Origin of the sequence: Microbacterium californiense (genome assembly GCF_047246625.1) — a bacterium.
Lineage (GTDB): Bacteria > Actinomycetota > Actinomycetes > Actinomycetales > Microbacteriaceae > Microbacterium.
Genome location: NZ_JBFOKQ010000001.1, coordinates 1,996,259 through 2,022,136 on the forward strand (window position 1 = coordinate 1,996,259; position 25,878 = coordinate 2,022,136).

Below are 25,878 nucleotides of genomic sequence, written 5' to 3' on the forward strand. Positions count from 1 at the left end.
CAGTGATCAGGACCTTCAAGGAAGCAGGTGAGGCACGTGAGTGATCCCATCCTCAAAGTGGAGGGCATCAGCAAGGGATTCCCCGGTGTCCAGGCCCTCAAGGACGTCCACCTCGAGGTGCGCTCCGGCGAGGTGCTCGTGCTGGTGGGGGAGAACGGCGCCGGCAAGTCGACGCTGATGAAGATCCTCTCGGGCATCTACACCAAGGACGAGGGCACGATCTCGTTCGAGGGCCAGGAGGTCGAGCTCACCGGTCCGCTCCAGGCGCAGGAGCTCGGCATCACGATCATCCATCAGGAGCTCAACCTGATGCCCGATCTGACCGTCGCGCAGAACATCTTCGTCGGCCGCGAGCCGAAGATCGGCCCGTTCCTGTCGGAGCGCAAGCTCAACGCGCAGACCGCGGAGCTGCTCCAGCGCCTCGACATTCAGCTCAACCCGCGCCAGCGCGTCGGTGACCTCACGGTCGCCGAGCAGCAGATGGTCGAGATCGCCAAGGCACTGTCGTTCAACGCCAAGGTGCTCATCATGGACGAGCCCACCTCGGCGCTGACCGACTCCGAGGTCGAGACGCTCTTCGTGCTCATCGAGCAGCTCAAGGCCCGGGGCACCGGCATCGTCTACATCTCGCACCGCATGGACGAGCTGCGCCGCCTCGCCGACCGCGTGACCGTGCTCCGCGATGGGGCATACATCGGATCACTCGAGAAGTCTGAGATCAGCATCCCCAAGATCATCGAGATGATGGTCGGACGCCCGATCGACGAGGGCACGCGCCCCTCCGCTCGCGAGCACCTCAACGACCCGGTCGTGCTCGAGGTGCAGGACCTGTCGACCAAGAGCCTGCTCAAGGACGTCTCGTTCCAGCTGCACAAGGGCGAGATCCTCGGCTTCGCCGGCCTCATGGGCGCGGGACGCACCGAGACCGCGCGGGCGATCATCGGCGCGGACCCCAGCGACGGCGGCACGATCACGATCGGAGGCCGCTCGACCAAGATCAGCCAGCCCGCGGATGCCGTCAAGCACGGCGTCGGATACCTCTCCGAGGACCGCAAGCTCCTCGGGCTGATGCTCGAGCAGGACGTGACCTTCAACACGGTGCTCGCGTCGCTCGGCTCGTACGCCAACGCCCTCGGCTGGATGGGCGACGGCAAGGCCAAGAACCGCACCAAGGAGTACGTTCAGCAGCTGCGGGTCAAGACGCCCTCGGTCAACCAGGTCGTGAAGCTGCTCTCGGGCGGCAACCAGCAGAAGGTCGTCATCGCCCGGTGGCTGATGCGCGACTGCGACATCCTCATCTTCGACGAGCCGACCCGAGGCATCGACGTCGGAGCGAAGGAAGAGATCTACCGCCTCATGCAGCAGCTCGCTGAACAGGGCAAGTCCATCATCGTCATCTCGTCGGAGCTCCCCGAGATCCTCCGTGTCGCGAACCGCATCGCGGTCTTCGCGAACGGCCGGATCACCGGGACGCTGCGCAACGAGGAAGCCAGCCAGGAGAAGATCATGCAACTTGCAGCCCACGGGGAGGAAGACTGATGAGCACCCCACAGCAGCCCGGATCGTCGACGACGACGATCATCCAGACCGCGGTGAACGAAGACACGAGGAAGCGCGATGTCAGCGGCTTCCTCAAGCGCCAGGTCCAGCAGTCCCTCGCGTTCGGCACGCTGGTCGTGCTCTTCATCTTCTTCTCGCTCGCGAGCCCGAACTTCCTGACGTGGAGCAACATCTCCGGCGTCCTGCTCTCGACGGCCGTCATCGGCATCCTGGCACTCGGGACGACCTTCGTGATCATCACGGGCGGCATCGACCTCTCGCTCGGTACCGGCATGGCGCTCTGCGCGGTCATGACCGGCGTGTTCATCACGAACATGGGACTGCCCATCGTCGTGGGTGTGCTCGGAGGCATCGTCACCGGCATCCTGATGGGCCTCGTGAACGGCGTGAACATCGCGTTCCTGCGTCTGCCCCCGTTCATCGCCACCCTCGCGATGATGATGATCGCCGGCGGTCTCGCCCTGGTCATCTCGGGCGTCGCCCCGATCTACTTCTCGGGCTCCGCTCCCGACTTCAAGCAGATCGCCCTCGGCACCCTCATCCCGGGCCTTCCGAACGCCGTGCTCATCACGATCGTGCTCGCCGTCGTCGCGTACCTCGTGCTGTCGAAGACGCTGCTCGGCCGCTACACGTTCGCGATCGGCTCGAACGAGGAGGCCACGCGCCTCTCGGGCGTCAACACCCGTCGCTGGACGATCTTCGTCTACATGTTCGCGGGCGCCTTCACCGGCATCGCGGGCGTCATCATCGCCTCGCGCCTCGACTCGGCCCAGCCGCAGATCGGCACCGGCTACGAGCTGCAGGCGATCGCCGCGGTCATCATCGGCGGCACCTCGCTCCTCGGCGGGCGCGGCTCGATCCTCGGAACCGTGATCGGCGCGCTCATCATGAGCCTCCTGGTCAACGGCCTCCGGATCATGTCGATCCAGTCCGAGTGGCAGAACATCGTCGTCGGAATCGTGATCCTGATCGCGGTCTTCTTCGACTCGCTGCGCAACCGCGCACGCACCTGACCCCGGGGGCGGCACCGTGCCCGCCGCCTCCGATCGGCGAACCCGGCCGATGCACCCGCGGAGCGATCCGCACCGGCACACGCACCAAGAAAGTCCCTCACCGTCGGCTCCCGGGTCGACGCCCACCACAAACAACGGAGTTTCCATGAAGTTCGGCAAGAAGACCGCATTCGCGGCACTGATCGCCACGGCGGCGATCGCCGTCGCCGGGTGCTCGAGCAACGGCGGCGACGCGGGCAGCGGAGATGCTGGCAGCGGCGACGAGATGTACATCGCCCTCGTCTCGAAGGGCTTCCAGCACCAGTTCTGGCAGGCCGTCAAGAAGGGCGCGGAGGAGAAGGCCGCCGAGCTCGGCGTCCGCATCACCTTCGAAGGCCCGGCCGCCGAGACCGAGGTCGACGCGCAGCTGCAGATGCTGCAGACGGCCATCGACAAGAAGCCGGCTGCCATCGCGTACGCCGCCCTCGACCCCGAGGCCTGCGTCCCGTACCTCGACAAGGCCAAGTCGGCCGAGATCCCGGTCGTCTACTTCGACGCACCGTGCGACGGCGACGTGGGCCTGAGCCTCGCGGCCACCGACAGCAAGGTCGCCGGCGCGCTGGCGGCCGAGCACATGGCGGAGCTCATCGGCGGCGAGGGCGAGGTCGCGATCGTCGGCCACTCGCAGATCAACTCGACCGGTGTCGAGCGTCGCGACGGCTTCGTCGAGAAGATCGAGTCGGACTACCCCGACATCGAGATCGTCGACATCCAGTACGGTGACGGCGACCACCTGAAGTCGGCTGACATCGCCAAGGCCATGATCGCGGCGCACCCCGACCTCAAGGGCATCTACGGCACCAACGAGGGCTCGGCGATCGGCGTCGTGAACGCGGTCAACGAGCTCGGCCTCGAGAAGGGCGAGCTGACCATCATCGGCTTCGACTCCGGCGCGGCCCAGATCAACGCGATCAAGGACGGCACGATGGCCGGTGCCATCACGCAGGACCCGATCGGCATCGGCGCGCAGGTCGTGCAGGCCGCGTACGACGCCGCCAACGGCGACTCGGTCGACGAGTTCTACGACACCGGTTCGTACTGGTACGACAAGAACAACCTCGAGGACGAGGACATCGCTGCGGTTCTCTACCAGTGATCTGATCCGTCCCGAAGAAGCCCCCCGCCTCACGGCGGGGGGCTTCTTCATGCCCCCTCCCGCCGGGTCGAGCCACCCCTCTACGTGCGAGCCACCCCGTTTCGGGCGGTGCGCAGAGGGGTGGTTCGCACGAAAAGGGGTGGTTCGGCGTAGGGGGAGAGAGCGTCAGATGCGGCGGAGGAACGTGAGCTGCGACGAGGGCTCCACGATCAGCTCCTGGAGCGCGGCGTTGAAGGGCACGCCCGCGGGCGCCGAGAGGTGCGCCTGGAACGCCGCCTCGTCGCGATAGACCTCGTACACGAAGAAGCGGTCGGGGTCGTCGACGAGCCGGGTGGCGTCGAAGACGACGTTTCCCTCCTCGGCGCGCACACCCTCGGCGAAGCCGCGCAGCAGCTCGGCGACCCGGTCGCCCTGACCGGGCCGGGCGGTGAACGTGGCGTGCAGGATGGTGGGTTCGGCCATCGGGCCCTCCTCGGGGTCAGCGCGCCAGGTCGAGCAGGCGCGCGGGGTTGTCGTGCAGCAGGCGGTCAACGGCGGCTCCGCCGAGCAGGGTGCGCAGCCGCGGCACGTAGCGGTCGCCGAGATACGCGAGCCCCGGCATCCCGCCGTAGGCGATGTACCGCGTGCGGCGCGCGACGTCGCCTCCGAGGAGCACGCGGTCGCCGGCGCCGCCCTCGACCACCGCGGCGGTCAGGGCGAGGAGCTCGGCGTCGGAGCGGGTGCGCGCACGGGCCATGCCGTCGTAGCCGAGGTAGGCGCCGCGCTCGGCGAGCGAGAGGTGCAGGCCGGGGTCGGGGTCACGGTCGGCGTGGGCCAGGACCACCCGATCGGATGCCACGCCCTGCTCCGCGAGCAGATCGAGCACCTCGTGGGCGGCCGTGCAGAACTCGAGGTGCACCATGATCGCGGCGCCCGTCTCGCGATGGGCGGCCGCGAGGGCGTCGAGGGTGGTGCGTTCGAAGGCGCTGATGCGCCAGTAGTCGGTGCCGCCCTTGAGGATGCCGGCGCGCACCGGGGCGCCGTCGGGCGCGGCGGCGAGCGGCGCCGGGGCGGGGGCCGGCACCGCGGCATCCGCGACCGGCATCCCGACCTCGATGTCGCGCACGAACAGCGCGGTCAGTCGCTCCGCGTCCCAGGACCGGATCGGGTGGTCGGCGTCGTAGTGCGCCTCGCGGTGGCGTCCGGTCGTGGCGACCACGCGCAGGCCGGTCGCGGCACTGATGCGCGCCACCGCCTCGGGGTCCCGGCCGATGCCGAACGGGGTCGCGTCGATCATGGCGGCGAAGCCGCTGTCGCGCAGCAGTCCGGCCTCCTCGGTCGACAGCGCCTCGTCGTCGAGCTCGTCGCCCGGCAGCAACGGCGACACCTGGAACAGGTGCTCGTGGCAGTCCGTCGCCCCGAGCAGCGCCGGGGCGATGTCGCCGAGGACCGTGCGGATCATCGCCGCGCGAACTCCGCGGCGTCGGCGAGCCGCTCGACCATGTCGGGGGTCAGGTCGAGCTCGAACACGTCGGCGACCACCTGCGACCACCCGTGGATGAAGTAGCGCCAGCCGTCGACCACGTGCAGCGAGCGCGCCTGCTCCCGGGCCCGGGCCTGGTGCAGGAACTCCAGCGTGCCCCGGTAGTTGAACTCCCAGACGTACGCGTCTTCGGGGAAGACCACGTCGTCGGGCAGCGGCGACCCGGGCCGGTCCTTGCCGAGCCCGGTGGCGTTGACGATGACGGAGCCCGCCGGGGCGGCGGCGACCAGCGCGGCCGCTTCGGCCGGCGTGTCCGTGCGCACGTACCGGAGCAGCCCCTCGGCCGTGCCGTGCTCGCGGTGCACGGCCTCGAGGTGCTCGAGCGACGCGTCGTCACGGGCGGTGACGGTGACGCGGGCCGGGGCGTCCGCCCGCTCCGCGAGCGCCCAGCTGAGGGACGTCCCCGAGCCGCCGGCCCCGAGGATCACGACCTCGGCGCCCGTGCGGGCGAAGTGGTCGGCGGGGAGGAAGTCGTTCAGCGCGAGGTCGACCGTGAGCGGATCCTTCGCCCGGCCGATCAGGCGGTCGCCGCGCTTCGAGATGCTGGAGATCTCGCTGCACGAGACGGCGAACGGATCGAGCTCGTCGAAGAGGTCGGATGCCGCGGCGAACACGTTCATCTTGTGCGTGGTCACGAGGGCGCCGCGGTGGTTCGGATCGTCGCGGATCTGCTCGACCATCGCGACGTACTGCTCCGGCGTCGCGTCCATCGGGAGGTCGTGCCCGACGAGCTCGCGGGTCGGCAGCCCGAGCACGTCGGCCCAGCGGGGGAACACCTGCATGATCGACGACGATCCGGTGCTCACGCCGACGAAGCCCATGTATCCGGCGGAAGGGGTGGCGGTCATGGATGTCTCCTACGGGGCTTTCACGGGGTGGCGGGGCTCGTCGCCCCTCAGCACGGCGATCACGTCGTCGAGCGAGAGCGATCCCATGTTGTCGACGGCCTGGGTGGTCTGCGCCCCGAGGTGCGGGGTGACGATCACCCGGTCGGCGAGGGCGGGCGACAGCAGGGGGCTGTCCTTCGCGGCGGTGTCGCCGTCGAGGGTGTCGGCGGCGTAGCCGGCGAGGATGCCGTCGTGCAGAGCGTCGGCGACGGCGCGCTCGTCGATCAGGTCGCCGCGCGCCGTGTTGACGATGATGCTTCCGCGGGGCATGCCCGCGAGCCGGGCGCGGTCGACGAGCAGCTGCCCGCCCGGGGCGTGCAGCGACACGAGGTCGGCGCGGCGGAACAGCTCGTCGAGCTCGACCGGCTCGGCGCCGTTCTGCCGCACGAGGTCGGCGGGGAGGAACGGGTCGGCGGCGAGGATCCGGCATCCGAATCCGCTCAGCCGCTTCGCGACGCCCTGTCCGATGCGGCCGAAGCCGACGATGCCGACCGTCGCGGCGCCGAGCTCCCGCCCGCGGCGCACGCCCCAGTCGCCGTCGCGCACCCGGCGGTCGCCGTCGGGGACGAAGCGCAGGGCGGCGAGCATCAGGCCGACGGCGTGGTCGGCGACGGCGTCCGCGTTCGCACCGGGGGTGTTCGAGACGGGGATGCCGCGGCGTCGGGCCGCGTCGAGGTCGACCGACTCGGTGCCGACGCCGTAGCGGGCGATGATCTTGAGCCGCGGTCCGGCGTCGAGGTGCTCCGCGGTGATCGGTCCGGTGCCGGCGATCCACGCGTCGGCACCGTGCAGCAGCACGCGCAGCTCGTCGAGATCGTGGTGGGCGGGACCGCGGAGGATGCGGTGGCCCGCGATGGCGGCGCGCTCGACGAGGTCGAGGTCGCCGTCGGAGAACGAGCGGCTGGTGACGAGGATCACGGCCATCAGCGCGGTCTCCCCGCGAACCAGGGGGCGAGCGCGCTGTACGCGTCGGTGAAGCGCGCGTGCCGCTCGGCGTAGACCGCGTGGCGGGCGGCGTCGGGGATGAACTCGGCGGTGACCTCGCTCAGGGCGCGGGCGGCCGAGAACTCGGCCAGGCCCAGTCCGACCGCGCCCGTGACGGCCGCGCCGAGGCTGTTCGCCTCCTCGACGATCGTGCGCCGTCGCACCGGCACGCCCCAGACGTCGGCGAGCACCGAGAGGTACACGTCGCTCTGCGCGCCGCCGCCGACCGCGTCGATCCGGTCGATGGTCGCTCCCGAGTCGCGGAAGGCCTGGATGCACGTGAGCAGGTTGAATGCCGTGCCCTCGAGCACCGCGCGCACGAGGTGTGCGCGGGTGTGGTGGCGCGCCAGGCCGACGAACGCGCCGCGGGCGTCCGGGTCCCACAGCGGCGAGCGCTCTCCGAGCAGGTAGGGGAGGAAGTAGAGGTCGTCTGTGTCGACGTCGGCCGAGGCCTCGGCGGTGAGCCGGCCGGTCTCGGGATGCGCGGGGTCGGCCGAGAGCGCCTCCGAGATCCACTGGACCGACGCGCCCCCCGCCTGCATCGTCGCGGTCGGCACGAACGATCCGGGCACGACGTTGTCGAACGTGAAGGTGCGCATCGCGGGGTCGTGCAGCGGGGCGTCCGCGGCGAACGAGATCCACGACGACGTGCCCAGGCAGACGTAGGCGCCGTCCTCCGGCGCCACGACGCCGGAGCCGACCGCCGCGAGGGGGCCGTCTCCGCCGCCCATGACCACCTGCACACCCGCGTGCAGGCCGAGGGCCTCGGCCGCGGCATCCGTCAGGGGCCCGGCGACGGCGGTCGAGTCGAGGATCTCGGGGAACAGCGACGGGTCGAGGCGTGCGGCTCGCAGCACCTCGTCGGACCACGTGCCCGTCCGCTGGTCGTAGGCGTTGGTGCCCGAGGCGTCGGAGCGGTCGGTCGCGAGGCGCCCGGTCAGCCGCAGCACGATGAAGTCCTTCGCGATGCAGAAGCGGCGCACGCGCGCCCACACGTCGGGCTCGTTGTCGCGCACCCACATGATCTTCTCGACCGAGTACGTCGGGTTGAGGCGGTGGCCCAGGATGCCGTAGGCATGCTCGGCGCCCAGTGCCTCCTCGAGCTCGCGCTGCTGCGCCCCCGCGCGGGTGTCGGCCCAGATGATCGCCGGGCGGGCGGGCTCGCCGTCGGCGTCGAGCAGCACGGCGCCCATCATCTGGCCGCCCACGACGAGACCGGCGACGTCGGACGCCGCGGTGCCCGTCTTCTCGATCAGTCCGCGGGTCGCCCGGACGACGGCATCCCACCAGTGATTCGGATCCTGCTCGGCGACGCCCCCGGCGGCGAAGTGCGCCGGGTACGGCACCGTCACCGAGGAGACCAGCCGGCCGTCGTCGTGGTGGAGAGAGGCCTTGTTCCCCGTGGTCCCGAGGTCGTGGGCGATGATCATGGCGACCTCGGCTCAGGCGGAGTAGGGGCGGAGGTCGACGGAGCCCTCGGCGTCGCGGTAGGCGCGCGACCCCATGCCGTGCTCGAGCACCCAGCCGTAGTCGTGGCCGGCTCCGCCGGGGTAGACCGCGAGGAAGGAGTAGGGCTCGTCACCGGTGTTGACCGAGCGGTGAGCCCAGCCCGGCGGGATGTAGCCGATGGTGCCGGGCAGCATGTCGAGCCACTCCGTCCGCTCGCCGTCGAACATGAGCAGCCCGCCGCGGCCCTTCAGCGCGAGGTAGATCTCGCCCTGGTGGTCGGGGTGCTGGTGACCCTTGGTCATCCACAGCTCGCCGGACGTGTCGCCGGGCATGATCGTGGTGATCGACTGGGGGAGTTCGCGCTCGACCTCGGGCACTGGCGAACTGACGACGGTGTAGACGACCGGGTTCTCGCCCTCGGCCGCGGTCTTCCAGGCGTCGTGGTCGAGGAAGAGCCCCTCGAGGTCCGACATCCGCCGGGTGAGTGTGGGCCCCTCGGGGGAGAGCGTCAGCTTCTCGGCGTCGAAGGCGATGGCCATCGGGGCGATCGGCGGCGTGTGGTACTCGGGCATCGGTGCTCCTCGGTGCGGCGTGCGTGCGTCGTTGCGCGGCTGCGTCGACCGCAACCTGTCATTACAGGTGAGCATACCTGTTACTACAGGTTGGCGTCTACAGCAGGGCGCTCATCCGTGGGTCGGGGTGCGCGCGCGTGAGCGGCCGCGACCCGCGCCGGGGAGGATGCCGGAGCTACGCCTCCGCCCGGCGGGCGCGATACGCGGCGACGGCGTTGCGGTTGGCGCAGGTCGCGGAGCAGTAGCGCTTGGAGCGGTTGCGGCTCAGGTCGAGGGCGATCGCGAGGCAGGTGTCGTCGTCGCAGATCATCAGGCGGGACCCCTCGTCTGCTCGGATCACGTCGATCATCGCCATGGCGGTCTCGATCAGCACGCGCTCGGCGAGGGGGCGCTCATCGCCCACGGCGTGCAGGTGCCAGTCGGTGCCGCCGTGCCTCACCAGGCGCGGGGCGAGGTGGGTCTCGGCGAGCGCATCGTTCACGTGCGCGACCGTCTCGTCGCGGGGGGCGAGGAGCATCGCGCGCAGGCGGGGCCGGAGGGCGCGCAGCTCCTGCAGCTCCCGGTCGTCGCGGTCCAGGCGGCCGGTGTACGGGAACTCCTCGAGGAAGGCGTCCTCGTCGGCGAGCGTCTCGAGCGTCTGCGGATCCTCCGCGGAGTTCACGAGCCACACGGCCGCGCGGAGGGCGTCCGCTGTGTCATCGGTGAAGATCATGTTGACATCTTACATGCGAGCCGAGTAGCGTCACATCCCATGAGCACCATGACCAATGACAGCGCGAGGGTGCGCGGCATCCGCCTCGGCCTTCCGCTGGCGCTCGCCGCCGCCGTGTCGTTCGGCATGTCGGGAGCATGGGCCCGCGGACTGATCGACGCCGGGTGGACGCCCGGGGCGGCGGTCACCGCGCGCGTCTGGGTGGCGGCCCTCGTGCTGCTGGTGCCGGCCGTGCTGTCGCTCCGCGGGCGCTGGGGCCTGCTCCGCCGCAACGCGGGGATGATCGCGGCCTACGGCCTGCTCGCGGTCACCGCGACGCAGTTGTTCTACTTCCAGGCCGTCGCCGTCATGGACGTCGGCCTCGCCCTGCTGATCGAGTACACGGCTCCGGTCGCCGTCATCCTCTGGCTCTGGGTCCGCCGCGGTGAGCGACCCAGCCGCCGCAGCATCGTGGGGGCTGCCATCGCGTTCGTCGGACTCGTGCTGATGCTCGACATCCTCTCGGGCGCAGCCGTCAACGTACCCGGCATCCTCTGGGCGCTCGGGGCGATGGTGGGCGCCGCGACCTACTTCGTGCTGTCCGCGAAGGCCGACACCGGACTCCCGCCGCTCGCCCTCGCCGGCGGCGGACTCCTGCTCGGTGCCGTCGGCCTGACGATCGCGGGAGCGGTCGGGGTGCTGCCGATCGCCTGGACGACGGGCGACATCGCCTACCGCTTCGGCACCCTGCCCTGGTTCGTGCCCGTGCTCGCGATGGGCGTGCTGGCGACGGCCGTCGCCTACCTGCTCGGCATCGCCTCGACGCGGATGCTGGGATCGCGGCTCGCCTCCTTCGTCGCGCTCGCCGAGGTCGTCGCCGCCCTGCTCTTCGGGTGGTTGCTGCTGGGCCAGCTGCCCGACCTGCTGCAGGCTCTCGGCGCCGCCCTCGTGCTCGCCGGCGTCGTGGTCGTGAAGCTCGGCGAGCCCGCTCCGCGGGAGTTCATCGAGCCGTCGCCCGAGGTCTCTTCCGAAAAAGACCCTTCGTCTCGCTCCGCTCGCTCAGGGACCGGCTGAGGGCCCTTCGTCTCGCTTCACGGTTCCCGTGTGCATACGAAACGGGCGGGCCGACGAGAACGCGGGCCGAAAACCCCACCGTATGTATACACTCGATGCATGACTCTCTCCGTCGAGCGCACCACGGCCGGTGACCGTGCGTACGCGGCGCTGCTCGAGGAGATCCAGTCCGGCGCGCTCGCCGCCGGGTCGGTGCTCGGCGAGGTCGAGCAGGCCGCCCGCCTCGGCGTCAGCCGCACGCCCCTGCGCGAAGCCCTGCGCCGCCTCGCCTCCGACGGACTCGTGGTGCAGCAGTCGCCCCGGGTGACGGTCGTGGCCGACCTCGACGCGGGCGACATCCGCGAGTTGTTCGAGATCCGCCGCGCCCTGGAGGAGACGTCCGCCCGCCTCGCCGCCGCTCGGGGGGACTCCGGCGTGTTCGCCGCGCTCGCTGCGGAGTTCGCGCACGTCGACCTCACGGCATCCGAGGGACGCGACGCCTACTACGCGCTGATCGCCCGGTTCGACGCCGCCCTCGACGCGGCCGTCGCGAACGACTACATCGCCTCGGCGCTGCGTACCGTGCGCACCCACCTCGTGCGGGTCCGGCGGATGGCCCGCGACAAGCCCGCCCGGCTCGCCGCATCCGCCGCCGAGCACCGCACGATCGCCGAGGCGCTCGCCGCCCGCGACGGCGACCTCGCCGCCCACGCGACCCATGTGCACCTGCACAACGCGCTGGCCGGCATCCTCGACTCCCTCCCCGACAGCGAAGGACCCTCATGACCGTCACCCATCACGTCCGCGTGCACCGCAGCGACGAGAACCTCGCCCGCGAGGACCAGCTCGCCTGGAAGATCGCCGAGGTCGCCGCCGACCCGGTCGAGGTCGAGCCCGCCGTCGTCGACATGATCATCAACCGCCTCATCGACAACGCCTCGGTCGCCGCAGCATCCCTCACCCGTGCCCCGATCGTCGCCGCCCGCGCGCAGGCGTTCAGCCACCCGGTCTCGACCGGAGGCGCGGGCGCGAACCTCTTCGGCACCGCGCTCGACCGCCGCACGAGCCCCGAGTGGGCCGCGTGGGCGAACGGCGTCGCGGTGCGCGAGCTCGACTACCACGACACGTTCCTCGCGGCGGAGTACTCCCACCCGGGCGACAACATCCCGCCGATCCTTGCGGTCGCCCAGCACACCGGCGCCGACGGCCGGGCCCTCGTGCGGGGCATCGCGACCGGCTACGAGATCCAGATGGACCTGGTGCGCGCGATCTGCCTGCACAAGCACAAGATCGATCACGTCGCGCACCTCGGCCCGTCGGCCGCGGCGGGCATCGGCACCCTCCTCGACCTCGACGTCGAGACGATCTACCAGGCGGTCGGCCAGGGCCTGCACACGACGACCGCCACGCGCCAGAGCCGAAAGGGCGAGATCTCGACGTGGAAGGCGCACGCCCCCGCCTTCGCGGGCAAGATGGCCGTCGAGGCGGTCGACCGGGCGATGCGCGGGCAGACCAGCCCCGCCCCGATCTACGAGGGCGAGGACGGCGTGATCGCCTGGATGCTCGACGGCAAGGATGCCGCGTACGAGGTGCCGCTGCCCGCCGCGGGGGAGCCGAAGCGCGCGATCCTCGACTCGTACACGAAGGAGCACTCGGCCGAGTACCAGGCCCAGGCGTGGATCGACCTGGCCCGCAAGCTCGGCACCGCGAACCCGGCGCTCCGCGACCCGGACAACATCCAGGCGATCATCCTGCACACGAGCCACCACACGCACTACGTGATCGGCTCGGGGGCGAACGATCCGCAGAAGTACGACCCGACGGCATCCCGCGAGACGCTCGACCACTCCATCCCGTACATCTTCGCGGTGGCCCTGCAGGACGGCGGCTGGCACCACGTCGACTCCTACACGCCCGAGCGCGCCTCCCGCGCCGACACCGTCGCGCTGTGGCACAAGATCACCACGGCGGAGGATGCCGAGTGGACGCGCCGCTACCACTCCGAGGACCCCGACGAGAAGGCGTTCGGCGGTCGCGTCGAGATCCGCCTCACCGACGGCACCGCGGTCGTCGACGAGATCGCCGTCGCCGACGCGCATCCGCTCGGCGCCCGCCCGTTCGCCCGCGCGGACTACATCGCGAAGCTCCGGCTGCTGGCCGAGCCCGTGCTCGAGGCCGCCGAGATCGAGCGGTTCCTCGCGCTCGTGCAGCGCCTGCCCGAGCTCACCGCCGCCGAGGTCGCCGCGCTGTCGATCGTGGCGAAGCCCGGTGCGATCGACGAGTCCGCCGCGCCGAAGGGCCTCTTCTGATGCTGTACTCGACCGTCACTCCGGCCGAGAAGCGGCGGCTCTTCCGGGAGCGGCTCGCGCGCGGAGAGCTGCTGCGCTTCCCCGGCGCGTTCAATCCGCTGAGCGCCCGGCTGATCGCCGAGAAGGGGTTCGACGGGGTCTACATCTCGGGCGCGGTGCTCTCGGCCGACCTCGGTCTCCCCGACATCGGCCTGACCACCCTCACCGAGGTCGCCGGACGCGCGAAGCAGATCGCCCGCATGACCGACCTGCCCGCGATCGTCGACGCCGACACGGGCTTCGGCGAGCCGATGAACGTCGCCCGCACGATCCAGGAGCTCGAGGACGCCGGTCTCGCGGGCACCCACATCGAGGATCAGGTGAACCCCAAGCGCTGCGGCCACCTCGACGGCAAGAGCGTCGTCGACGAGGGCACCGCCGTCCAGCGCATCCGGGCCGCCGCCGACGCGCGCCGCGATGAGAACTTCCTCATCATGGCGCGCACCGACATCCGCGCGATCGAGGGACTGGATGCCGCGATCGACCGAGCGAAGGCGCTGGTGGATGCCGGGGCGGATGCCGTCTTCCCCGAGGCGATGCGCACCCTCGCCGAGTTCGAGGCGATGGCCGCGGCGCTCGACGTGCCGATCCTCGCCAACATGACCGAGTTCGGCAAGAGCGAGCTCTTCACGACCACGCAGCTGCAGAGCGCCGGGGTGAGCATCGTCATCTGGCCGGTCTCGCTTCTTCGCACCGCGATGGGCGCGGCGGGCCGTGCGCTCGATACCCTGAACGAGGAGGGGCATCTGACCTCCGCCCTCGGCGAGATGCAGCACCGCGCCGACCTCTACGAGCTGATCGACTACGAGTCCTACAACCGCTTCGACTCGGGCGTCTACAACTTCACCCTCGACGAGACGAAGCACACGAAGGAGTGAGCATGACCGAGTCCGACATCAAGAAGGGCCTGGCCGGCGTGGTGGTCGACACCACCGCGATCTCGAAGGTCAACCCCGAGACGAACAGCCTCCTCTACCGCGGCTACCCGGTGCAGGAGCTCGCAGCCACCCAGCCGTTCGAGGCGGTCGCCTACCTGCTGTGGCACGGCGAGCTCCCGGATGCCGCGCAGCTGGCCGAGTTCCGTGCGACCGAGCGCGGCCACCGCGCGCTCCGCGACGACGTGCGGGCGGCGATCGATCTGGTGCCGACTGCGGCGCACCCCATGGACGAGGTCCGCACGGCCGTCAGCCTCCTGGGGGCGACCGACCCCGACGCCGGCGGTTCGGTGCTCCACGCGGGCGGGACGCCCGAGCAGAACCTCGAGCGCAGCATCCGCCTGTTCGCGGCCCTCCCCGCGATCGTCGCCTACGGTCAGCGTCGCCGCCGCGGGCAGGAGCTCATCCCGCCGCGGGACGACCTCGACTACTCCGCCAACTTCCTCTGGATGACCTTCGGCGAGATGCCCGACCCGGTCGTGGTCGACGCGTTCAACCGTTCGATGATCCTCTACGCGGAGCACTCGTTCAACGCCTCGACGTTCACGGCCCGGGTGATCACCTCGACGCTGAGCGACCTGTACTCGGCGGTCGTCGGCGCGATCGGCGCGCTCAAGGGGCCGCTGCACGGCGGCGCCAACGAGGCGGTGCTGCACATCTTCGACGAGATCGGCACGGCCGAGAACGTGTCGGCGTGGCTCGACACGGCGCTCGCCGAGAAGCGCAAGATCATGGGCTTCGGCCACCGGGTGTACAAGAAGGGCGACTCGCGGGTGCCCACCATGAAGGCGGCCCTCGACACGCTCGTCGAGCACTACGGCCGGGCGGATGTGGCCGCCCTGTACGAGACGCTCGAGTCGGAATTCGTCGCGCGCAAGGGCATCTACCCGAACCTCGACTACCCCTCGGGGCCGGCCTACAACCTCATCGGCTTCGACACCCTCACGTTCACGCCGCTGTTCGTCGCCGCCCGGGTGACGGGATGGACCGCCCATGTGATCGAGCAGGCGGGGGCGAACGCCCTCATCCGCCCGCTGTCCGAGTACATCGGACCGGACGAGCGGCACGTGCAGGCCTGATCCGCGAGCGGCAGGAGGTCCGCCATCCCCACGGATGCCGGGCCTCCTGCCGTCTCGAGCGGCGGATGCCGTCAGCCGATGTTCTCCACGGCGGCGCGCGCCCGGGCACCGGTCTGAGCGGCCGTCCCGTCGTTGGACTCCATGGTGCGCCGCAGCACGGTGATGATGCTGCGGACCTCATCCGCGGCTCGCGTCCACCGGGCCTCCTTCGCCTGATACTCCTCCGAGACGCCGTCGGCGGAGTAGTCGGTCAGGGCGGACTTCACCGCCCGGTCCCGGTCGGCGATGAGGGATTCGAGCTGGCTCGCCACGCGGTCGAACTCCCCCTGGACCTCCTGCGAGGCGGCCACGCTGTAGGCGCGGCGATCGTCGTATGCCATGTCCGTCTCCTCGTCTCTCAGCGCGATCCGCTGAATCGGGCGGCATCGAAGGCGACGCCGCCCTCGGCCCCGCGGGTCTGCTCGGTCATCTCGGACTCGCCCTCGCGGAACGCCCGATCCATCCCGGAGATGCCCCCGAGGACGGCGGCGAGCGAGCCGTCGAGCTCGGCCGCCACCTCGTCGACCCGCCCCTTGAACCCGTCGAAGGCGGCCTTCGCCGCGCCCGCGTGGACCTTCATGAGCGGATCGGCCGCCACCACGAGCTGCTTCACGAGCGCGCCGAGCGCGTCGCTCGAACCCGTCGTCTGCGTGGTCAGGACGCTGAGCGTCTCCGATCCCATATCGAACTTCATACAGGTCGTCCCTTTCTTCGTTCACGCTCCGCCGCGTGTGCGGCGGTGTCGTCCCCCCCGGACTGAGACGGAAGCGTAACAGTCCCGAACGGTTCTCGGGTGCGTTCTCCACATGCTCCGCAAGTACACCGATGTACTCGGTTCGACTGCTGATCGTCGACGGACGCGGACATCCCGCGACGCTCATCGCTCGGCCGCTCGGCCGGTGACGGTCCCGCCGACAGGTGAAGGACGGCTGGCGGAACGACTCCGTCCGGGAGGTGTCGCACGAGTGTCCTCGCATGCAAACGGAATATCGATATGCGCGGACCGCATGTCCGAGGACGTGTATAGACTCCCCGATCGTGACCGCGCGGCAGCCGCGCAGAGGGGGTTCCATGGACGCTTCAGCCCGGGCATCGACGGGTGTGGACCCCTTCGTGTTCAGCATCCGCGCCTCCGCCCGGAGCCGGATGCTCGCCCTCGCTCTCGACGCTGTGATCGCGCTGACGCCCTTCGTCGCCGCGACCGTCTGCGCCGTCACGGGCGATCCTGCGAGCGCCCTGCTGTGGATGCTGGTCGGCGCGGGCATCGCGACGGGGACGGGCGTGGTCCTGGCCCGGGCAGGACGCTCCGCCGGGTGCCTCCTCACGCGCATCCGCGTCGTCGAGCGCTCGAGCGCGACCCCGTCCGGGCGGCGGCTGCTCCCCGATGTCCGTGCGCGAGCGATGGTCGCCTGCGACCTGCGGCGTGGGCGCGATCCTCTCGCCCCGGCGGTCGCCGGGTTCCGGTTCCCCGAACGCACCTCTGAGCCCACCCCGAGCGCGCGTGCGGTCACGAACGCGATCGCCCTACTCGATTCCGGGCAGCGGGTGCCCTTCGCCCGCGGCCTCGTGATCGGGCGGCATCCGACCCCGGGCACCCGCAGCGATCAGCGCTTCTCCTGGCCCGACCTCTCGCGCACGCTCGCTCGCACCCACGCCCGTCTCGAGTGGGACGGAGAGCACGTCTGGGTGTCGGATCTCGGGTCCGTGAACGGCTCGATCCTCCAGACGGGTGCGGAGCGCACCCGGCTCGAGCCGTTCCTCGCCGTGCGGATGCCGACGGACGCGGTGCTGTGGCTGGGCGAGCGCAGTCTGACCATCGCCGGGACGCGGAGGGCAGCCCGAGTGGCGGCGACGGGAGCAGCCGATGCCTGACCTCCGCGACCGGACGTTGATCGAGGAGGCCCGGACGCAGCGCATGAGACTGGGGTCTGCGCTGCTGTACGGTCGCGTCGACGAACGCCGCTCGGTGAACGACAATCTCCGTCGGCTCGTCGGCTCGCTGGTGGTGGCCGCGCTCGCGTGCGCCGTGTGCGTGGGAATCTCGTTCGTGTCGGATCTGCTCGCGACGCAGGCGGCCGAGAAGGCGGCGAGCGGCATGGTCGCAACGACCGGGACGGATGCCGAGGCGGACGGCGGCGACGACGGCTCGGGGGCCCGACCATGAGCGGATACACGCGGATCACGGTCAGCGGCTCCGCGCGGCGGACGGAGGTCGCCCTCGCGAGCGCCGAGCCGCTCGGCGCCGTGCTGCCGCAGCTCATCGACCTGCTCTCCGAGCCGACCGGCACCGGCGGGCGCCCGCTCGTGCTGGTCGACGCCCTGGGACGCCCGCTCGATCCGGACCGTTCCCCTCGGGACCAGGAGCTCCGTGACGGCACGCTCCTCCAGCTCCTCCCCTTCGATGCCGCGCCCCCGCCGCCGCTCGTGATCGACGTGGTCGACGTCGTCGCCGAGGAACTCGCCGAGCGCCGCGACCGATGGGACGACCGTGCGCGGCGGGCGGTCGGTGCGGTGCTGGTCGCGATGTCGACGGCCGTGGCAGCGTCGGCTCTGCCCTCGCCGCCGCCCCTCGACGTACCGGTGACGCTCGCCCTGCTCGCGCTTCTCGTGGCCGGCGCCCTGGGTTGCGGTCTCGCCGGCGCCCGGGGACTCGCGACGCTCCTCTGCGCCGGCGCTCTCGGAACGGTGCCCGCTCTGGCGCTGCACCTCGCCGAGATCTCCCTGGAGCCGACGCGGGGAGCGGTACCGGTGACCGGGGCCGCGCTCGCCGCGTCCGTGGTGCTGCTCGTCGGCCGAGGTCTCGGTTCCCGATGCCGCGGGGCCGTGCTCGGAGGCGCGGTCGGGGTGGTGCTGTTCGGCGCGCTCCTCCTGGGGCTCCTCGCGGGCGCGCCGGCCGGACAGGCGGCCGCGGTCGTCGGAGTGCTGGCCGCCGCGTTCGCGGGTGCGGTGCCCTGGGCGGCTCTCTCGGTCTCCGGGCTGACCGATCTGGACCACCGCGCCGCAGAGGGCGCGGAGGTCGGCCGCCTCGAGACGGTGACGTCGATCGGTCACGCGTACTCGGCGCTCACCTGGACCGTCGCCGCGCTGGCGGTTGCGCTCGCCGTCTGCGGGGGGATGCTGTGGGGAACGGGAGAGACGTGGAGCCGTCTCCTCGCGGTCGCCCTCGCCGGTGCCGCCGTGATGCGATCACGCGCGTTCCCCGTGCGGTCCCAGGGCCTGCTGCTGTGGGCGGCGGGCCTCTCCGTGGCCGGCATCGCCGCGGCATCCGCACTGGGCACCGTGCCGAGCGGGGCGCTGGTCCTGGGCTGCCTCGTCCTGGCGGCCTCCGCGAGCGTGGGGGCTCTGGTCCGCCCTCGTCCGCATCGACGGGCGCGTCTGCGGGCCGTCGGAGACGCCGTCGAGACCGCGGTCGTGGTGTCGCTGCTGCCCCTCGCCGTCGGCGTCTTCGGCGTCTACCCCGATCTGCTCGGCATGTTCGGGGCAGGGGCGTGAGGGTGCTCGACCTCCCGGGGATCCCGCGCGCGCTCCTGGGCGGCACGGCGGCCTTCCGCCGGCACCTCGACTGGGACCGGGCGATCCGCACGCCGGTCGCGTCCGTCCGGCGCATCGGGGTCGTCCACCTCGTCGGCGAGGCGGGAGCCACCATGCTGACGCACGAGCTGGTGCGCGCTGCGGTACGCCGACGGCAGGGACCCGTGCTGGCGGTGGACCTCTCCGAGACCGGACGGCTCGCGGGACGGCTGGGCGTTGTCGGGACCACCGAGGTGCGCGGGAGGCGGCTGATCCGGACGAGTGCCGAAGCGGAAGCGGCGCTGCAGCGCATCGGGCCGAGGGTGTGGGGCGCACGGCCCCATCCCGGGGGAGGGGTCGCGGACGCCTGGAGCCGTCACATCGCGCCCGTGATGCGGTTCCACGAGATCGCGATGGTGGATCTCGGCCGGCGCGATCCGGAACGCGATCTCGAGGCGGCCGCGGCGCTGTGCGACGGCGTGTGCGTCGTCGCCCCGGCGGAGCGGCGAGCGGCCGAGGCCGCCCGGGTCGTCGCCGAGGCAGTGGCGGCGATGCCCGAGCATCCCTCGACGGTGCTCGCTCTCGTGGATCGCGAGGGGACCGCTCGAGGAGTGCCGCGCACCATCCGCGCGCACACCGGGCTCCCCCTGGTGCAGGTGCCCCGGGATGCCGGGCTGGCGCACGGAGGCGTCGCACGGAGCCTGGCGGCACGTCAGGCGATGCTGCAGCTCGCGGCACTGCTGATCGCGGCGCCGTCGACCGAGGAGGACGCGGCATGACGCGCGAGGTGGTGCACCGTCCGGCACGATCGACCGCGCCGCCGGCCGATCCCCAGCCCCTGGTGCTGGCGCCCCCGCCCGCCGCCGACGACAGCGCGGCCGGGTTCCCGCTGCAGGCGGTGCTGCCCATCGTGGGCAGCCTGTCGTCGATCACCATGATGGTGCTGCTGCGAGGGAACCCGATGTTCGTCGTCATCGGCGCCGTGATCCTGGTGGTCGCCCTGGTCGGCGGCATCGGCCTGGCGTTCACCGCGCGGGGTACGGCGGTGCGGCAACGGCGGCTCCAGCGCGAGCGCTACCTCGACCATCTCGAGCGCGTGCGCTCCGACCTCCGCGAGCGAGCGGGGGATGTCCGCGCGGAGGCGCTCCGACGGCATCCCGCGCCCGGGGCGTTGATCGACGCCGGACACGACCCGGCGCGACGGTGGGAGCGCCGGCCCGGCGACGCCGATTTCCTCGACGTCCGGGTGGGAGTGGCCGATCTCCCTCTGCTGCCGCTGTCCCTGCCCGAGGAGACGAACCCGGTGGCGCCCTCCGATCCGATCATGCGGGCGGCGGCGAGCCGCCTCGTCGACGCGGGCCGCATCGTGCAGCGGATGCCGGCGACGATCGATCTCGCGGTGGGCGGACAGGTCGCGATCATCGGCGGACGGGCGGAGGTGCTCGGCACGGCGCGCGCCCTGGCGGCGCAGATCGCGACGTTCCACTCCCCGGAGGAGGTGCATCTCGCCGCGGTGATCCCGGCGTCCGCCCTCCCGGAGTGGCGCGGCTTCGATCTGCTGCCCCACGCCCAGGCTCCGCAGGCCGACCCCAACCGGGTGCTCTCGCGACGGGTGGCGCCGACGTTGGACGACCTGATGTCGACGATCGGCGGCGAGATCCGGGATCGTGTGGCCGCGGCGACCGCTGCACGACGCGCGGGGCGGACGTCCCGACCGGTGCGGCTGGTGCTCTTCCTGGACGAGGGGGACGGAGTCGCGACGCCGATCCCCCGGTGGGACCCGATTCTCCGGCTCGCCGACCTGGGCATCACGGTCATCCACCTCCTGGACGACCGGCTCAAGGAGCCGGGCGAGGTCTCGGCGCGGATCGTGATCGACGACGCCGGTCGCATGACGATCGCCGGCGCGGGACGCGAGCCCGTGGACGGAGTCGTCGGGGATGCCGTCGAAGCCGCCCTGCTCGACACCATCGCCCGTCCGCTCGCCCCGCTGCGGCTCACCCGGGCGTCCGCGTCCGAGGCCTCCGAGACCGCGATCCCGGATCTCGGAGGGATGCTCGGCGTCGGCGATCTCCTCGAGCTCGACACGCGGCGCTCCTGGGCCCCGCGCACCGGGGCGGACTTCCTCCGGGTGCCGCTCGGCGTCGACGACCGGGGCGATCCCGTGCTGCTCGACCTCAAGGAGTCCGCCCAGCTGGGCATGGGACCGCACGGCATCTGCATCGGCGCGACGGGGTCGGGCAAGAGCGAGCTGCTGCGCACGCTCGTCCTCGGTCTCGCGACCACGCACGGGCCCGACGACCTCAGCATGATCCTCGTCGACTACAAGGGCGGAGCGGCGTTCGCGCCGTTCGCGCGCCTGCCCCACATCGCGGGACTCATCGACAACCTGGCCGATGATCCGCAGCTGATCGAACGCGCCCGGGCGAGTATCAACGGCGAGGTCGTGCGGCGGCAGCAGCTCCTCAAGAGCGCCGGCGATGCGGCATCCATCACCGAGTACCGCCAGCGCCGGGAGGAGCGTCCCGACCTGCCGGTGCTGCCGCACCTCTTCCTCGTGATCGACGAGTTCGGGGAGCTGTTGACGGCGGAGCCCGACTTCGTCGACCTGCTGCTGACCATCGGGCGCATCGGACGCTCGATCGGCGTGCACCTGCTGCTGTCGAGTCAGCGCATCGACGCGGGCCGGCTGCGCGGACTGGACACCTACCTGTCGTACCGCCTCGGTCTGCGCACGTTCTCGACGGCCGAGAGCGCTATGGTGCTCGACACGGCGGACGCCTTCCACCTTCCGGCCATTCCGGGCTACGCCTATCTGAAGGTCGACACCTCGGTCTACACCCGCCTGCGCGCGGGGTACGTCTCGGGGCCGGCTCCCGAGAGCGACCTGCCCGAGACGGATGCCGACGACGAACCGCGGGTGCGGGTGATCCCGCCGTACGACGCGGTGCAGCCTCCGACCGTCGCCGAGGGCGAGCCGGTGGTCCCGGTCGCCGCGACGCGCTCGGGGCGCACGCTCATGGAGGCGGTCGTGGAGCAGCTCGCCGCCGCCGCCCCTCGCACCGCTCCCGTCTGGCTGCCGCCGTTGCCGACCGTCCTCGCACTGGGGGCGGTGGCGGCGGAGGCGGGATCGGAGTCGCCTCCGACGGCCGTCCTCGCCTCCGCGGCGGTCCTCCCCGCGCCGGCGATGCCCGGGCTGCGTCTGCCGATCGGGCTGCTCGACGAACCCGCCCAGCAACGCCAGGGCGCCTGGATGCTGGACCTCGCGCGGTCCGGAGGGCACGTGACGGTCATGGGCGCGCCGCTGTCGGGCCGGTCGACGTTCCTCCGCACCCTGGCGGCGTCGCTCGCGCTGACCCGCACGCCCAGGGAGGTCAGCGTGTACGGCCTCGACCTGACGGGCGGCGGCCTCGGCCGCATCGAGGGGTTCCCGCACGTCGGCGGGGTCGCGACGCGGGGGCATCGGGAGCGCATCGGACGGATGCTGGAAGAGCTGACGGTGATGCTGCGCGTCCGCGAGGAGGTGTTCCGGACGGAGGGGCTCGACTCCGTGGAGGACATGCGCCGTCGGCATGCGGCGGGACGCCTTCCGCAGCTCCCCTCCGCCGACGTCGTGCTGCTCGTGGACGGCTTCGGCGCGCTGCGCGGTGAGTTCGAGGAGTTCGAGCAGCCGGTGGCGGGACTGCTCGAACGCGGCGGGAGCTACGGCATGCACGTGGTGGCCACGATCACCCGATGGAACGACGTGCGCGGCAACCATCAGAGCCTCATCGGTACCCGCCTGGAGCTGCGTCTGAACGACGCGGGCGAGTCGCAGCTCGCACGCAAGCTCTCCTCCTCGCTGCGTGTCGACGAGCCCGGACGGGCACTGACCGACGGCCTCCTGTTCGCCCAGGTGGCGCTGCCCGTGCGCGAGGAGAGCGAGGCGTCGGCCGTGGGGGAGGCGCTCGAAGCGCTCGCGCAGAGCTCGGCCGAGGCGTGGGCCGGGCCCGAGGCTGCGCCCATCCGCCTCCTTCCCGAGGACCTCGATCCCGCCTCTCTCGCGGATCCCGGAGGCGGCCCGGCGGTGATCCCGCTCGGGCTCCGGCAGGACACGATGAAGACCGCGGCGCTCGACCTCGCCCACGCCGACCCTCATCTCCTGCTGCTCGGTGACACAGGATGCGGCAAGACGACGACCCTCCGCGGGATCATCCGCGGCGCCGTCGCCCGTCACACCCCCGAAGAGCTCGTGATCGCACTGATGGACGTGCGCGGCGGCTTGGCCGACGACATCCCCGAGGAGTATCTGGGCGGGCACGCGGCCTCGGCTCCGCTCGCCCGGCAGCTCGCCGCGTCGATCGCCGTCGAGCTGGAGAAGCGTCAGGCGGCTCGGGGCGGCGGACCGCGTATCCTGGTCGTCGTCGACGACTTCGACGTGCTGGCGGCCGGAGGGATCGAGCCGCTGCGACCGCTGCTGCCCTATCTCGCGTCCGCGCGCGACCTGCGGCTCAACGTGATCGCCACCCGCCCGGTGCTCGGCGCGTCCCGGGCGCTGTTCGACGCCTCGCTCCAGGCGGTGCGCGACACCGGCGGGTCCCTGCTCCTCATGAGCGGGGACCGGTCCGAGGGCGCGTTGGCGCCGCGTCTCTACGCCGAGCCGCTGATCCCCGGACGCGCCCGGCTCGTGCGCCGCGGCGGCGCGCCGACCCTGGTGCAGGTCGCCCGGTTCGAGTGACCGCAGGCCGGGGTGGATGCCTCAGATACGGGCTATCGGTATATCGATATGCCCACGAATGACTACAGTATGATGTTCTGCGTGAACGCCAGCGAGAGCCCGGAGAACCCGCAGCCCATCGAGCCCGCGGAGCCTGCTCCGCCGGCTCCCCAGTCCGAGCCGACCCCGCCGGCTCCCCAGTACGAGTCGACCCCGCCGGCTCCCCAGTCCGAGTCGACGCCGGCTCCCGAGTCCGAATCGACACCACCGGGTTCCGCGTCCGAGTCGACACCACCAGGTTCCGCGTCCGAGTCGACGCCACCGGCTCCCGAGCCCGCGCCCCAGTCGACGGCGGCTCCCGCGTCCGAGTCGACACCACCGGGTCCCGCGTCCGAGTCGACACCACCGACACCCGGCATCCCGTTGATGGCGCCGGGCGAAGCCGTCCTGGGCGAGCCGCATGCATCCGGACCCCACGTTCCTGCCGGCGGCTACGCGGCGCAGGGGGAGGCTCCCCACATCGCGGTGCCGGGAAGCCCCGGCGCTCCCGAGGACTTCGGCCCGAATCAGAAGCTCAGCAAGGGTGCGTGGATCGGGATCATCGCCGGCGCGCTGATCGTGCTCCTCGTGGTCGCGGCGATCATCGTGGTGCCCCTGCTGGCTCGGGGGAGCGCGGGGTCGGACGGCGCGGGCGCCGGGGACGGCGGTTCCCCGCCCCAGGGTGCGTCGACACCGGCCGAGTACGTCGAGGGGTATCTGCAGGCCGTCGCAGACGGCGATGCCGAGGCAGCGCTGGAGTATGTCGATTCGTCGAGCTACAGCGACGTGCTGCTGACCGACGAGGTCCTGAAGGCCTCGCGCGAACTCGGGGCGATCGACGATATCGAGACCGGTGAGCCCTCCGAGCCGAAGGACGAGTACGACCCGGTCACGGTTCCGGTGACCTTCACGGTGGGCGGCGAGGAGGTGTCCACGGAGTTCAAGGTCTATCAGAGCAGCTACGACGGGGAGATGAGCATGTACGACGGGCTCGTCACCATCGGCACGTATGGCTTCGAAGGACTGGGGCTGACGATGAACGGCGTCGAGGTCAGTGACGAGAGCCTCGCCGTCTTCCCCGGAACGTATGAGCTGGCTCTCGACGTCGAGGGGTTCACGATCGACAAGGGGCCGACCTTCGTCATCGCCACCGACGACGACGCCGACGCCCTGTACGACGCGCGACCGGTGTTGAGCGAGGAGGGGGCGGCGACCTACCGCGAGCTCGTCTCGGCGTCGTTGCGGGAGTGCCTGGCCATGAAGACGCTCAGCACGCCCTGCGGCATGGACGTGTCGCAGCATGAGCAGGACGGGTTCACCCCGGTCGACGGCAGCATCACGCGGGCGCTGACGGCGGAGGGCGAGTCCACTCTGGCGGCGCTGAAGGGCGACATCAGCGAGCGGGCGGTCGTCAGCAGCTTCGACGCCATCCACACCGAGATCGTCCTGGTCGCGCAGAACGCCGCCGGTGATCAGGCGAACTTCACGGTGCTGTTCGGGGCGGGTCTCCTCACGCCGAAGGTCGACTTCGCTGCCGAGGAGCCCACGGTCGTCTGGGAATGAGCGGCTTGCGACCGAAGGGCCCGGTGTCCGTCTCGGACGCCGGGCCCTCCGGCGTGAAGGCGCGATCCGGCCGTGGGACCTCGACCCGGAGCGAGACGGTCGGGGCGCCGGCTCGGTCGGTCAGCGCGAGAGCCAGGGGCGCAGCATCCGCGTCACCCACGGGAGCACCGTGTACGTCATGATCGGGGTCAGCACCAGGGTGGTCACGAGCACGCGCAGCCAGATCGGCACGGCATCCCATCCGGGAACGGGCGAGACCGCGTAGCTGAAGACCAGGTTCACCGGGAAGAAGCCGAGCCAGATCGACACCGCCTGCTTCCAGCGCGGAGGGGACTTCACCACCGTGACCTCGGCCGTGCCCGTGGAGGTGGGGAGCGTGACGGTGCCGGTGGTGGGTTCGTCGAACCAGCCCTCGATGCCGGTGCGGCGGCGGGAACGCTCGCTGCGCACGAAGCCCTCGCCCATCGACAGCCACCAGCCGCGTTCGCCCGACTGCTCCCATGCGGTCAGGGTCGACTCGTCCGTGAAGCGGTACAGCATGTGCCACACGTTCGTCTCATCGCCGGAGCGGACCCAGCCCGATCCGAGGAAGCCGGGGTACTTGTTCGCGAGGTTCACCCCGGTCTGCACCCAGGCGGTCGCCTCGGCGATGCGCGCGGGGTCGACCTCGCGGCGGATGGACACGGTGATGGGATCGCTGGACATGGTCGGTCCTCGGAGAGCGGGCGGCCCGGGTCGCGGGCCCGCCGGGCGAGACGGACGCGCCGGGGTTCGGGCGCGTCGTCGATTCTATTCGCGGCGGA

Annotated in this window: 25 protein-coding genes; 14 read left to right on the forward strand and 11 right to left on the reverse strand. The window is 71.5% G+C overall.

Annotated features, from left to right (window positions below; all coding sequences use genetic code 11):
- Positions 1 to 36 precede the first annotated feature (36 nt).
- From AB3M82_RS09530 to AB3M82_RS09540, 3 genes are all read left to right on the forward strand, one after another.
- Positions 37 to 1,539 (forward strand): sugar ABC transporter ATP-binding protein, encoded by a 1,503-nt coding sequence (locus AB3M82_RS09530; RefSeq protein WP_412957382.1) that lies wholly within the window; start codon positions 37 to 39, stop codon positions 1,537 to 1,539.
- On the forward strand, positions 1,539 to 2,573 hold the full coding sequence (locus AB3M82_RS09535) for an ABC transporter permease (RefSeq protein ID WP_412957385.1): 1,035 nt from the start codon (positions 1,539 to 1,541) through the stop codon (positions 2,571 to 2,573). The genes AB3M82_RS09530 and AB3M82_RS09535 overlap by 1 nt, the downstream gene beginning before the upstream one ends.
- 145 nt (positions 2,574 to 2,718) lie before the next feature.
- Entirely contained in the window at positions 2,719 to 3,708 is a 990-nt protein-coding gene (locus AB3M82_RS09540) for an ABC transporter substrate-binding protein (protein ID WP_412957387.1), read from the forward strand.
- Between the two features lie 165 nt (positions 3,709 to 3,873).
- On the opposite strand, the gene AB3M82_RS09545 is transcribed toward AB3M82_RS09540, so the two are convergent.
- From AB3M82_RS09545 to AB3M82_RS09575, 7 genes are all read right to left on the reverse strand, one after another.
- Positions 3,874 to 4,170 (reverse strand): putative quinol monooxygenase, encoded by a 297-nt coding sequence (locus AB3M82_RS09545; RefSeq protein WP_412957389.1) that lies wholly within the window; start codon positions 4,168 to 4,170, stop codon positions 3,874 to 3,876.
- 16 nt (positions 4,171 to 4,186) lie between these two features.
- Positions 4,187 to 5,149, reverse strand: a complete 963-nt coding sequence (locus tag AB3M82_RS09550) for a phosphotriesterase family protein (RefSeq protein WP_412957391.1) — start codon at positions 5,147 to 5,149, stop codon at positions 4,187 to 4,189.
- Positions 5,146 to 6,078, reverse strand: coding sequence for a shikimate dehydrogenase family protein (locus AB3M82_RS09555; RefSeq protein ID WP_412957394.1), 933 nt, complete (start codon positions 6,076 to 6,078; stop codon positions 5,146 to 5,148). Before AB3M82_RS09555 ends, AB3M82_RS09550 begins: the two co-directional genes overlap by 4 nt.
- Before the next feature lie 9 nt (positions 6,079 to 6,087).
- A complete protein-coding gene (locus tag AB3M82_RS09560; RefSeq protein WP_412957397.1) occupies positions 6,088 to 7,041 on the reverse strand; it encodes a phosphoglycerate dehydrogenase in 954 nt (317 codons plus the stop codon).
- Positions 7,041 to 8,531 carry a xylulokinase gene (xylB, locus tag AB3M82_RS09565; RefSeq protein WP_412957400.1) on the reverse strand — a complete coding sequence of 497 codons (1,491 nt, stop codon included), beginning with the start codon at positions 8,529 to 8,531 and terminating at the stop codon, positions 7,041 to 7,043. The genes AB3M82_RS09560 and xylB overlap by 1 nt, the downstream gene beginning before the upstream one ends.
- A gap of 12 nt (positions 8,532 to 8,543) precedes the next feature.
- On the reverse strand, positions 8,544 to 9,122 hold the full coding sequence (locus AB3M82_RS09570) for a glucose-6-phosphate isomerase family protein (RefSeq protein ID WP_412957402.1): 579 nt from the start codon (positions 9,120 to 9,122) through the stop codon (positions 8,544 to 8,546).
- 175 nt (positions 9,123 to 9,297) lie between these two features.
- Entirely contained in the window at positions 9,298 to 9,834 is a 537-nt protein-coding gene (locus tag AB3M82_RS09575; RefSeq protein WP_412957403.1) for a CGNR zinc finger domain-containing protein, read from the reverse strand.
- Between the two features lie 39 nt (positions 9,835 to 9,873).
- Here AB3M82_RS09575 and AB3M82_RS09580 point away from each other — a divergent pair, with 39 nt between their 5' ends.
- From AB3M82_RS09580 to AB3M82_RS09600, 5 genes are all read left to right on the forward strand, one after another.
- Positions 9,874 to 10,887 (forward strand): EamA family transporter, encoded by a 1,014-nt coding sequence (locus AB3M82_RS09580; protein WP_412957405.1) that lies wholly within the window; start codon positions 9,874 to 9,876, stop codon positions 10,885 to 10,887.
- A 99-nt stretch (positions 10,888 to 10,986) separates the two neighbouring features.
- Positions 10,987 to 11,652 (forward strand): GntR family transcriptional regulator, encoded by a 666-nt coding sequence (locus AB3M82_RS09585; protein WP_412957407.1) that lies wholly within the window; start codon positions 10,987 to 10,989, stop codon positions 11,650 to 11,652.
- Entirely contained in the window at positions 11,649 to 13,175 is a 1,527-nt protein-coding gene (locus tag AB3M82_RS09590; RefSeq protein WP_412957410.1) for an MmgE/PrpD family protein, read from the forward strand. The genes AB3M82_RS09585 and AB3M82_RS09590 overlap by 4 nt, the downstream gene beginning before the upstream one ends.
- A complete protein-coding gene (prpB, locus tag AB3M82_RS09595; protein ID WP_412957412.1) occupies positions 13,175 to 14,092 on the forward strand; it encodes a methylisocitrate lyase in 918 nt (305 codons plus the stop codon). Before AB3M82_RS09590 ends, prpB begins: the two co-directional genes overlap by 1 nt.
- 2 nt (positions 14,093 to 14,094) lie before the next feature.
- The gene (locus AB3M82_RS09600; protein WP_412957414.1) at positions 14,095 to 15,228 is read left to right on the forward strand and encodes a bifunctional 2-methylcitrate synthase/citrate synthase; all 1,134 of its coding nucleotides are present in this window, start codon (positions 14,095 to 14,097) and stop codon (positions 15,226 to 15,228) included.
- A 71-nt stretch (positions 15,229 to 15,299) separates the two neighbouring features.
- On the opposite strand, the gene AB3M82_RS09605 is transcribed toward AB3M82_RS09600, so the two are convergent.
- A complete protein-coding gene (locus AB3M82_RS09605) occupies positions 15,300 to 15,608 on the reverse strand; it encodes a pore-forming ESAT-6 family protein (protein WP_412957416.1) in 309 nt (102 codons plus the stop codon).
- A 17-nt stretch (positions 15,609 to 15,625) separates the two neighbouring features.
- Complete coding sequence (locus tag AB3M82_RS09610; protein WP_412957418.1) at positions 15,626 to 15,961, reverse strand: hypothetical protein; 336 nt, start codon at positions 15,959 to 15,961, stop codon at positions 15,626 to 15,628.
- 377 nt (positions 15,962 to 16,338) lie between these two features.
- On the opposite strand from AB3M82_RS09610, the gene AB3M82_RS09615 reads away from it, so the two are divergent.
- Genes AB3M82_RS09615 through eccCa form a run of 5 tightly spaced genes read left to right on the forward strand, consistent with a single transcriptional unit; the run spans position 16,339 to position 23,494 of the window.
- The gene (locus tag AB3M82_RS09615; RefSeq protein ID WP_412957419.1) at positions 16,339 to 17,139 is read left to right on the forward strand and encodes an FHA domain-containing protein; all 801 of its coding nucleotides are present in this window, start codon (positions 16,339 to 16,341) and stop codon (positions 17,137 to 17,139) included.
- Complete coding sequence (locus AB3M82_RS09620; protein WP_412957421.1) at positions 17,132 to 17,431, forward strand: hypothetical protein; 300 nt, start codon at positions 17,132 to 17,134, stop codon at positions 17,429 to 17,431. Before AB3M82_RS09615 ends, AB3M82_RS09620 begins: the two co-directional genes overlap by 8 nt.
- On the forward strand, positions 17,428 to 18,759 hold the full coding sequence (locus AB3M82_RS09625; RefSeq protein ID WP_412957422.1) for an EsaB/YukD family protein: 1,332 nt from the start codon (positions 17,428 to 17,430) through the stop codon (positions 18,757 to 18,759). Before AB3M82_RS09620 ends, AB3M82_RS09625 begins: the two co-directional genes overlap by 4 nt.
- 2 nt (positions 18,760 to 18,761) lie before the next feature.
- On the forward strand, positions 18,762 to 19,556 hold the full coding sequence (locus AB3M82_RS09630) for a hypothetical protein (RefSeq protein ID WP_412957424.1): 795 nt from the start codon (positions 18,762 to 18,764) through the stop codon (positions 19,554 to 19,556).
- On the forward strand, positions 19,553 to 23,494 hold the full coding sequence (gene eccCa / locus AB3M82_RS09635) for a type VII secretion protein EccCa (protein WP_412957426.1): 3,942 nt from the start codon (positions 19,553 to 19,555) through the stop codon (positions 23,492 to 23,494). The genes AB3M82_RS09630 and eccCa overlap by 4 nt, the downstream gene beginning before the upstream one ends.
- Positions 23,495 to 23,556: 62 nt before the next feature.
- Here the strand turns inward: eccCa and AB3M82_RS09640 are convergent, their stop codons facing one another.
- Complete coding sequence (locus AB3M82_RS09640) at positions 23,557 to 23,892, reverse strand: hypothetical protein (protein WP_412957428.1); 336 nt, start codon at positions 23,890 to 23,892, stop codon at positions 23,557 to 23,559.
- 7 nt (positions 23,893 to 23,899) lie between these two features.
- On the opposite strand from AB3M82_RS09640, the gene AB3M82_RS09645 reads away from it, so the two are divergent.
- Positions 23,900 to 25,075 (forward strand): hypothetical protein, encoded by a 1,176-nt coding sequence (locus AB3M82_RS09645; RefSeq protein WP_412957429.1) that lies wholly within the window; start codon positions 23,900 to 23,902, stop codon positions 25,073 to 25,075.
- Positions 25,076 to 25,195: 120 nt separating this feature from the next.
- On the opposite strand, the gene AB3M82_RS09650 is transcribed toward AB3M82_RS09645, so the two are convergent.
- On the reverse strand, positions 25,196 to 25,780 hold the full coding sequence (locus AB3M82_RS09650) for an antibiotic biosynthesis monooxygenase (RefSeq protein ID WP_412957431.1): 585 nt from the start codon (positions 25,778 to 25,780) through the stop codon (positions 25,196 to 25,198).
- Positions 25,781 to 25,878 lie beyond the last annotated feature (98 nt).

Coding starts and splice junctions, on each gene's coding strand:
- AB3M82_RS09585 (WP_412957407.1), top strand. CDS start 10,987: ATGACTCTCTCCGTCGAGCGCACCACGGCCGGTGACCGTGCGTACGCG.
- prpB (WP_412957412.1), top strand. CDS start 13,175: ATGCTGTACTCGACCGTCACTCCGGCCGAGAAGCGGCGGCTCTTCCGG.
- AB3M82_RS09550 (WP_412957391.1), bottom strand. CDS start 5,149: ATGATCCGCACGGTCCTCGGCGACATCGCCCCGGCGCTGCTCGGGGCG.
- AB3M82_RS09560 (WP_412957397.1), bottom strand. CDS start 7,041: ATGGCCGTGATCCTCGTCACCAGCCGCTCGTTCTCCGACGGCGACCTC.
- AB3M82_RS09575 (WP_412957403.1), bottom strand. CDS start 9,834: ATGATCTTCACCGATGACACAGCGGACGCCCTCCGCGCGGCCGTGTGG.
- AB3M82_RS09570 (WP_412957402.1), bottom strand. CDS start 9,122: ATGCCCGAGTACCACACGCCGCCGATCGCCCCGATGGCCATCGCCTTC.
- AB3M82_RS09590 (WP_412957410.1), top strand. CDS start 11,649: ATGACCGTCACCCATCACGTCCGCGTGCACCGCAGCGACGAGAACCTC.
- AB3M82_RS09610 (WP_412957418.1), bottom strand. CDS start 15,961: ATGAAGTTCGATATGGGATCGGAGACGCTCAGCGTCCTGACCACGCAG.
- eccCa (WP_412957426.1), top strand. CDS start 19,553: ATGACGCGCGAGGTGGTGCACCGTCCGGCACGATCGACCGCGCCGCCG.
- AB3M82_RS09625 (WP_412957422.1), top strand. CDS start 17,428: ATGAGCGGATACACGCGGATCACGGTCAGCGGCTCCGCGCGGCGGACG.
- xylB (WP_412957400.1), bottom strand. CDS start 8,531: ATGATCATCGCCCACGACCTCGGGACCACGGGGAACAAGGCCTCTCTC.
- AB3M82_RS09600 (WP_412957414.1), top strand. CDS start 14,095: ATGACCGAGTCCGACATCAAGAAGGGCCTGGCCGGCGTGGTGGTCGAC.
- AB3M82_RS09555 (WP_412957394.1), bottom strand. CDS start 6,078: ATGACCGCCACCCCTTCCGCCGGATACATGGGCTTCGTCGGCGTGAGC.
- AB3M82_RS09640 (WP_412957428.1), bottom strand. CDS start 23,892: ATGCCGGGTGTCGGTGGTGTCGACTCGGACGCGGGACCCGGTGGTGTC.
- AB3M82_RS09580 (WP_412957405.1), top strand. CDS start 9,874: ATGAGCACCATGACCAATGACAGCGCGAGGGTGCGCGGCATCCGCCTC.
- AB3M82_RS09615 (WP_412957419.1), top strand. CDS start 16,339: ATGGACGCTTCAGCCCGGGCATCGACGGGTGTGGACCCCTTCGTGTTC.
- AB3M82_RS09540 (WP_412957387.1), top strand. CDS start 2,719: ATGAAGTTCGGCAAGAAGACCGCATTCGCGGCACTGATCGCCACGGCG.
- AB3M82_RS09645 (WP_412957429.1), top strand. CDS start 23,900: ATGGCGCCGGGCGAAGCCGTCCTGGGCGAGCCGCATGCATCCGGACCC.
- AB3M82_RS09545 (WP_412957389.1), bottom strand. CDS start 4,170: ATGGCCGAACCCACCATCCTGCACGCCACGTTCACCGCCCGGCCCGGT.
- AB3M82_RS09650 (WP_412957431.1), bottom strand. CDS start 25,780: ATGTCCAGCGATCCCATCACCGTGTCCATCCGCCGCGAGGTCGACCCC.
- AB3M82_RS09620 (WP_412957421.1), top strand. CDS start 17,132: ATGCCTGACCTCCGCGACCGGACGTTGATCGAGGAGGCCCGGACGCAG.
- AB3M82_RS09535 (WP_412957385.1), top strand. CDS start 1,539: ATGAGCACCCCACAGCAGCCCGGATCGTCGACGACGACGATCATCCAG.
- AB3M82_RS09605 (WP_412957416.1), bottom strand. CDS start 15,608: ATGGCATACGACGATCGCCGCGCCTACAGCGTGGCCGCCTCGCAGGAG.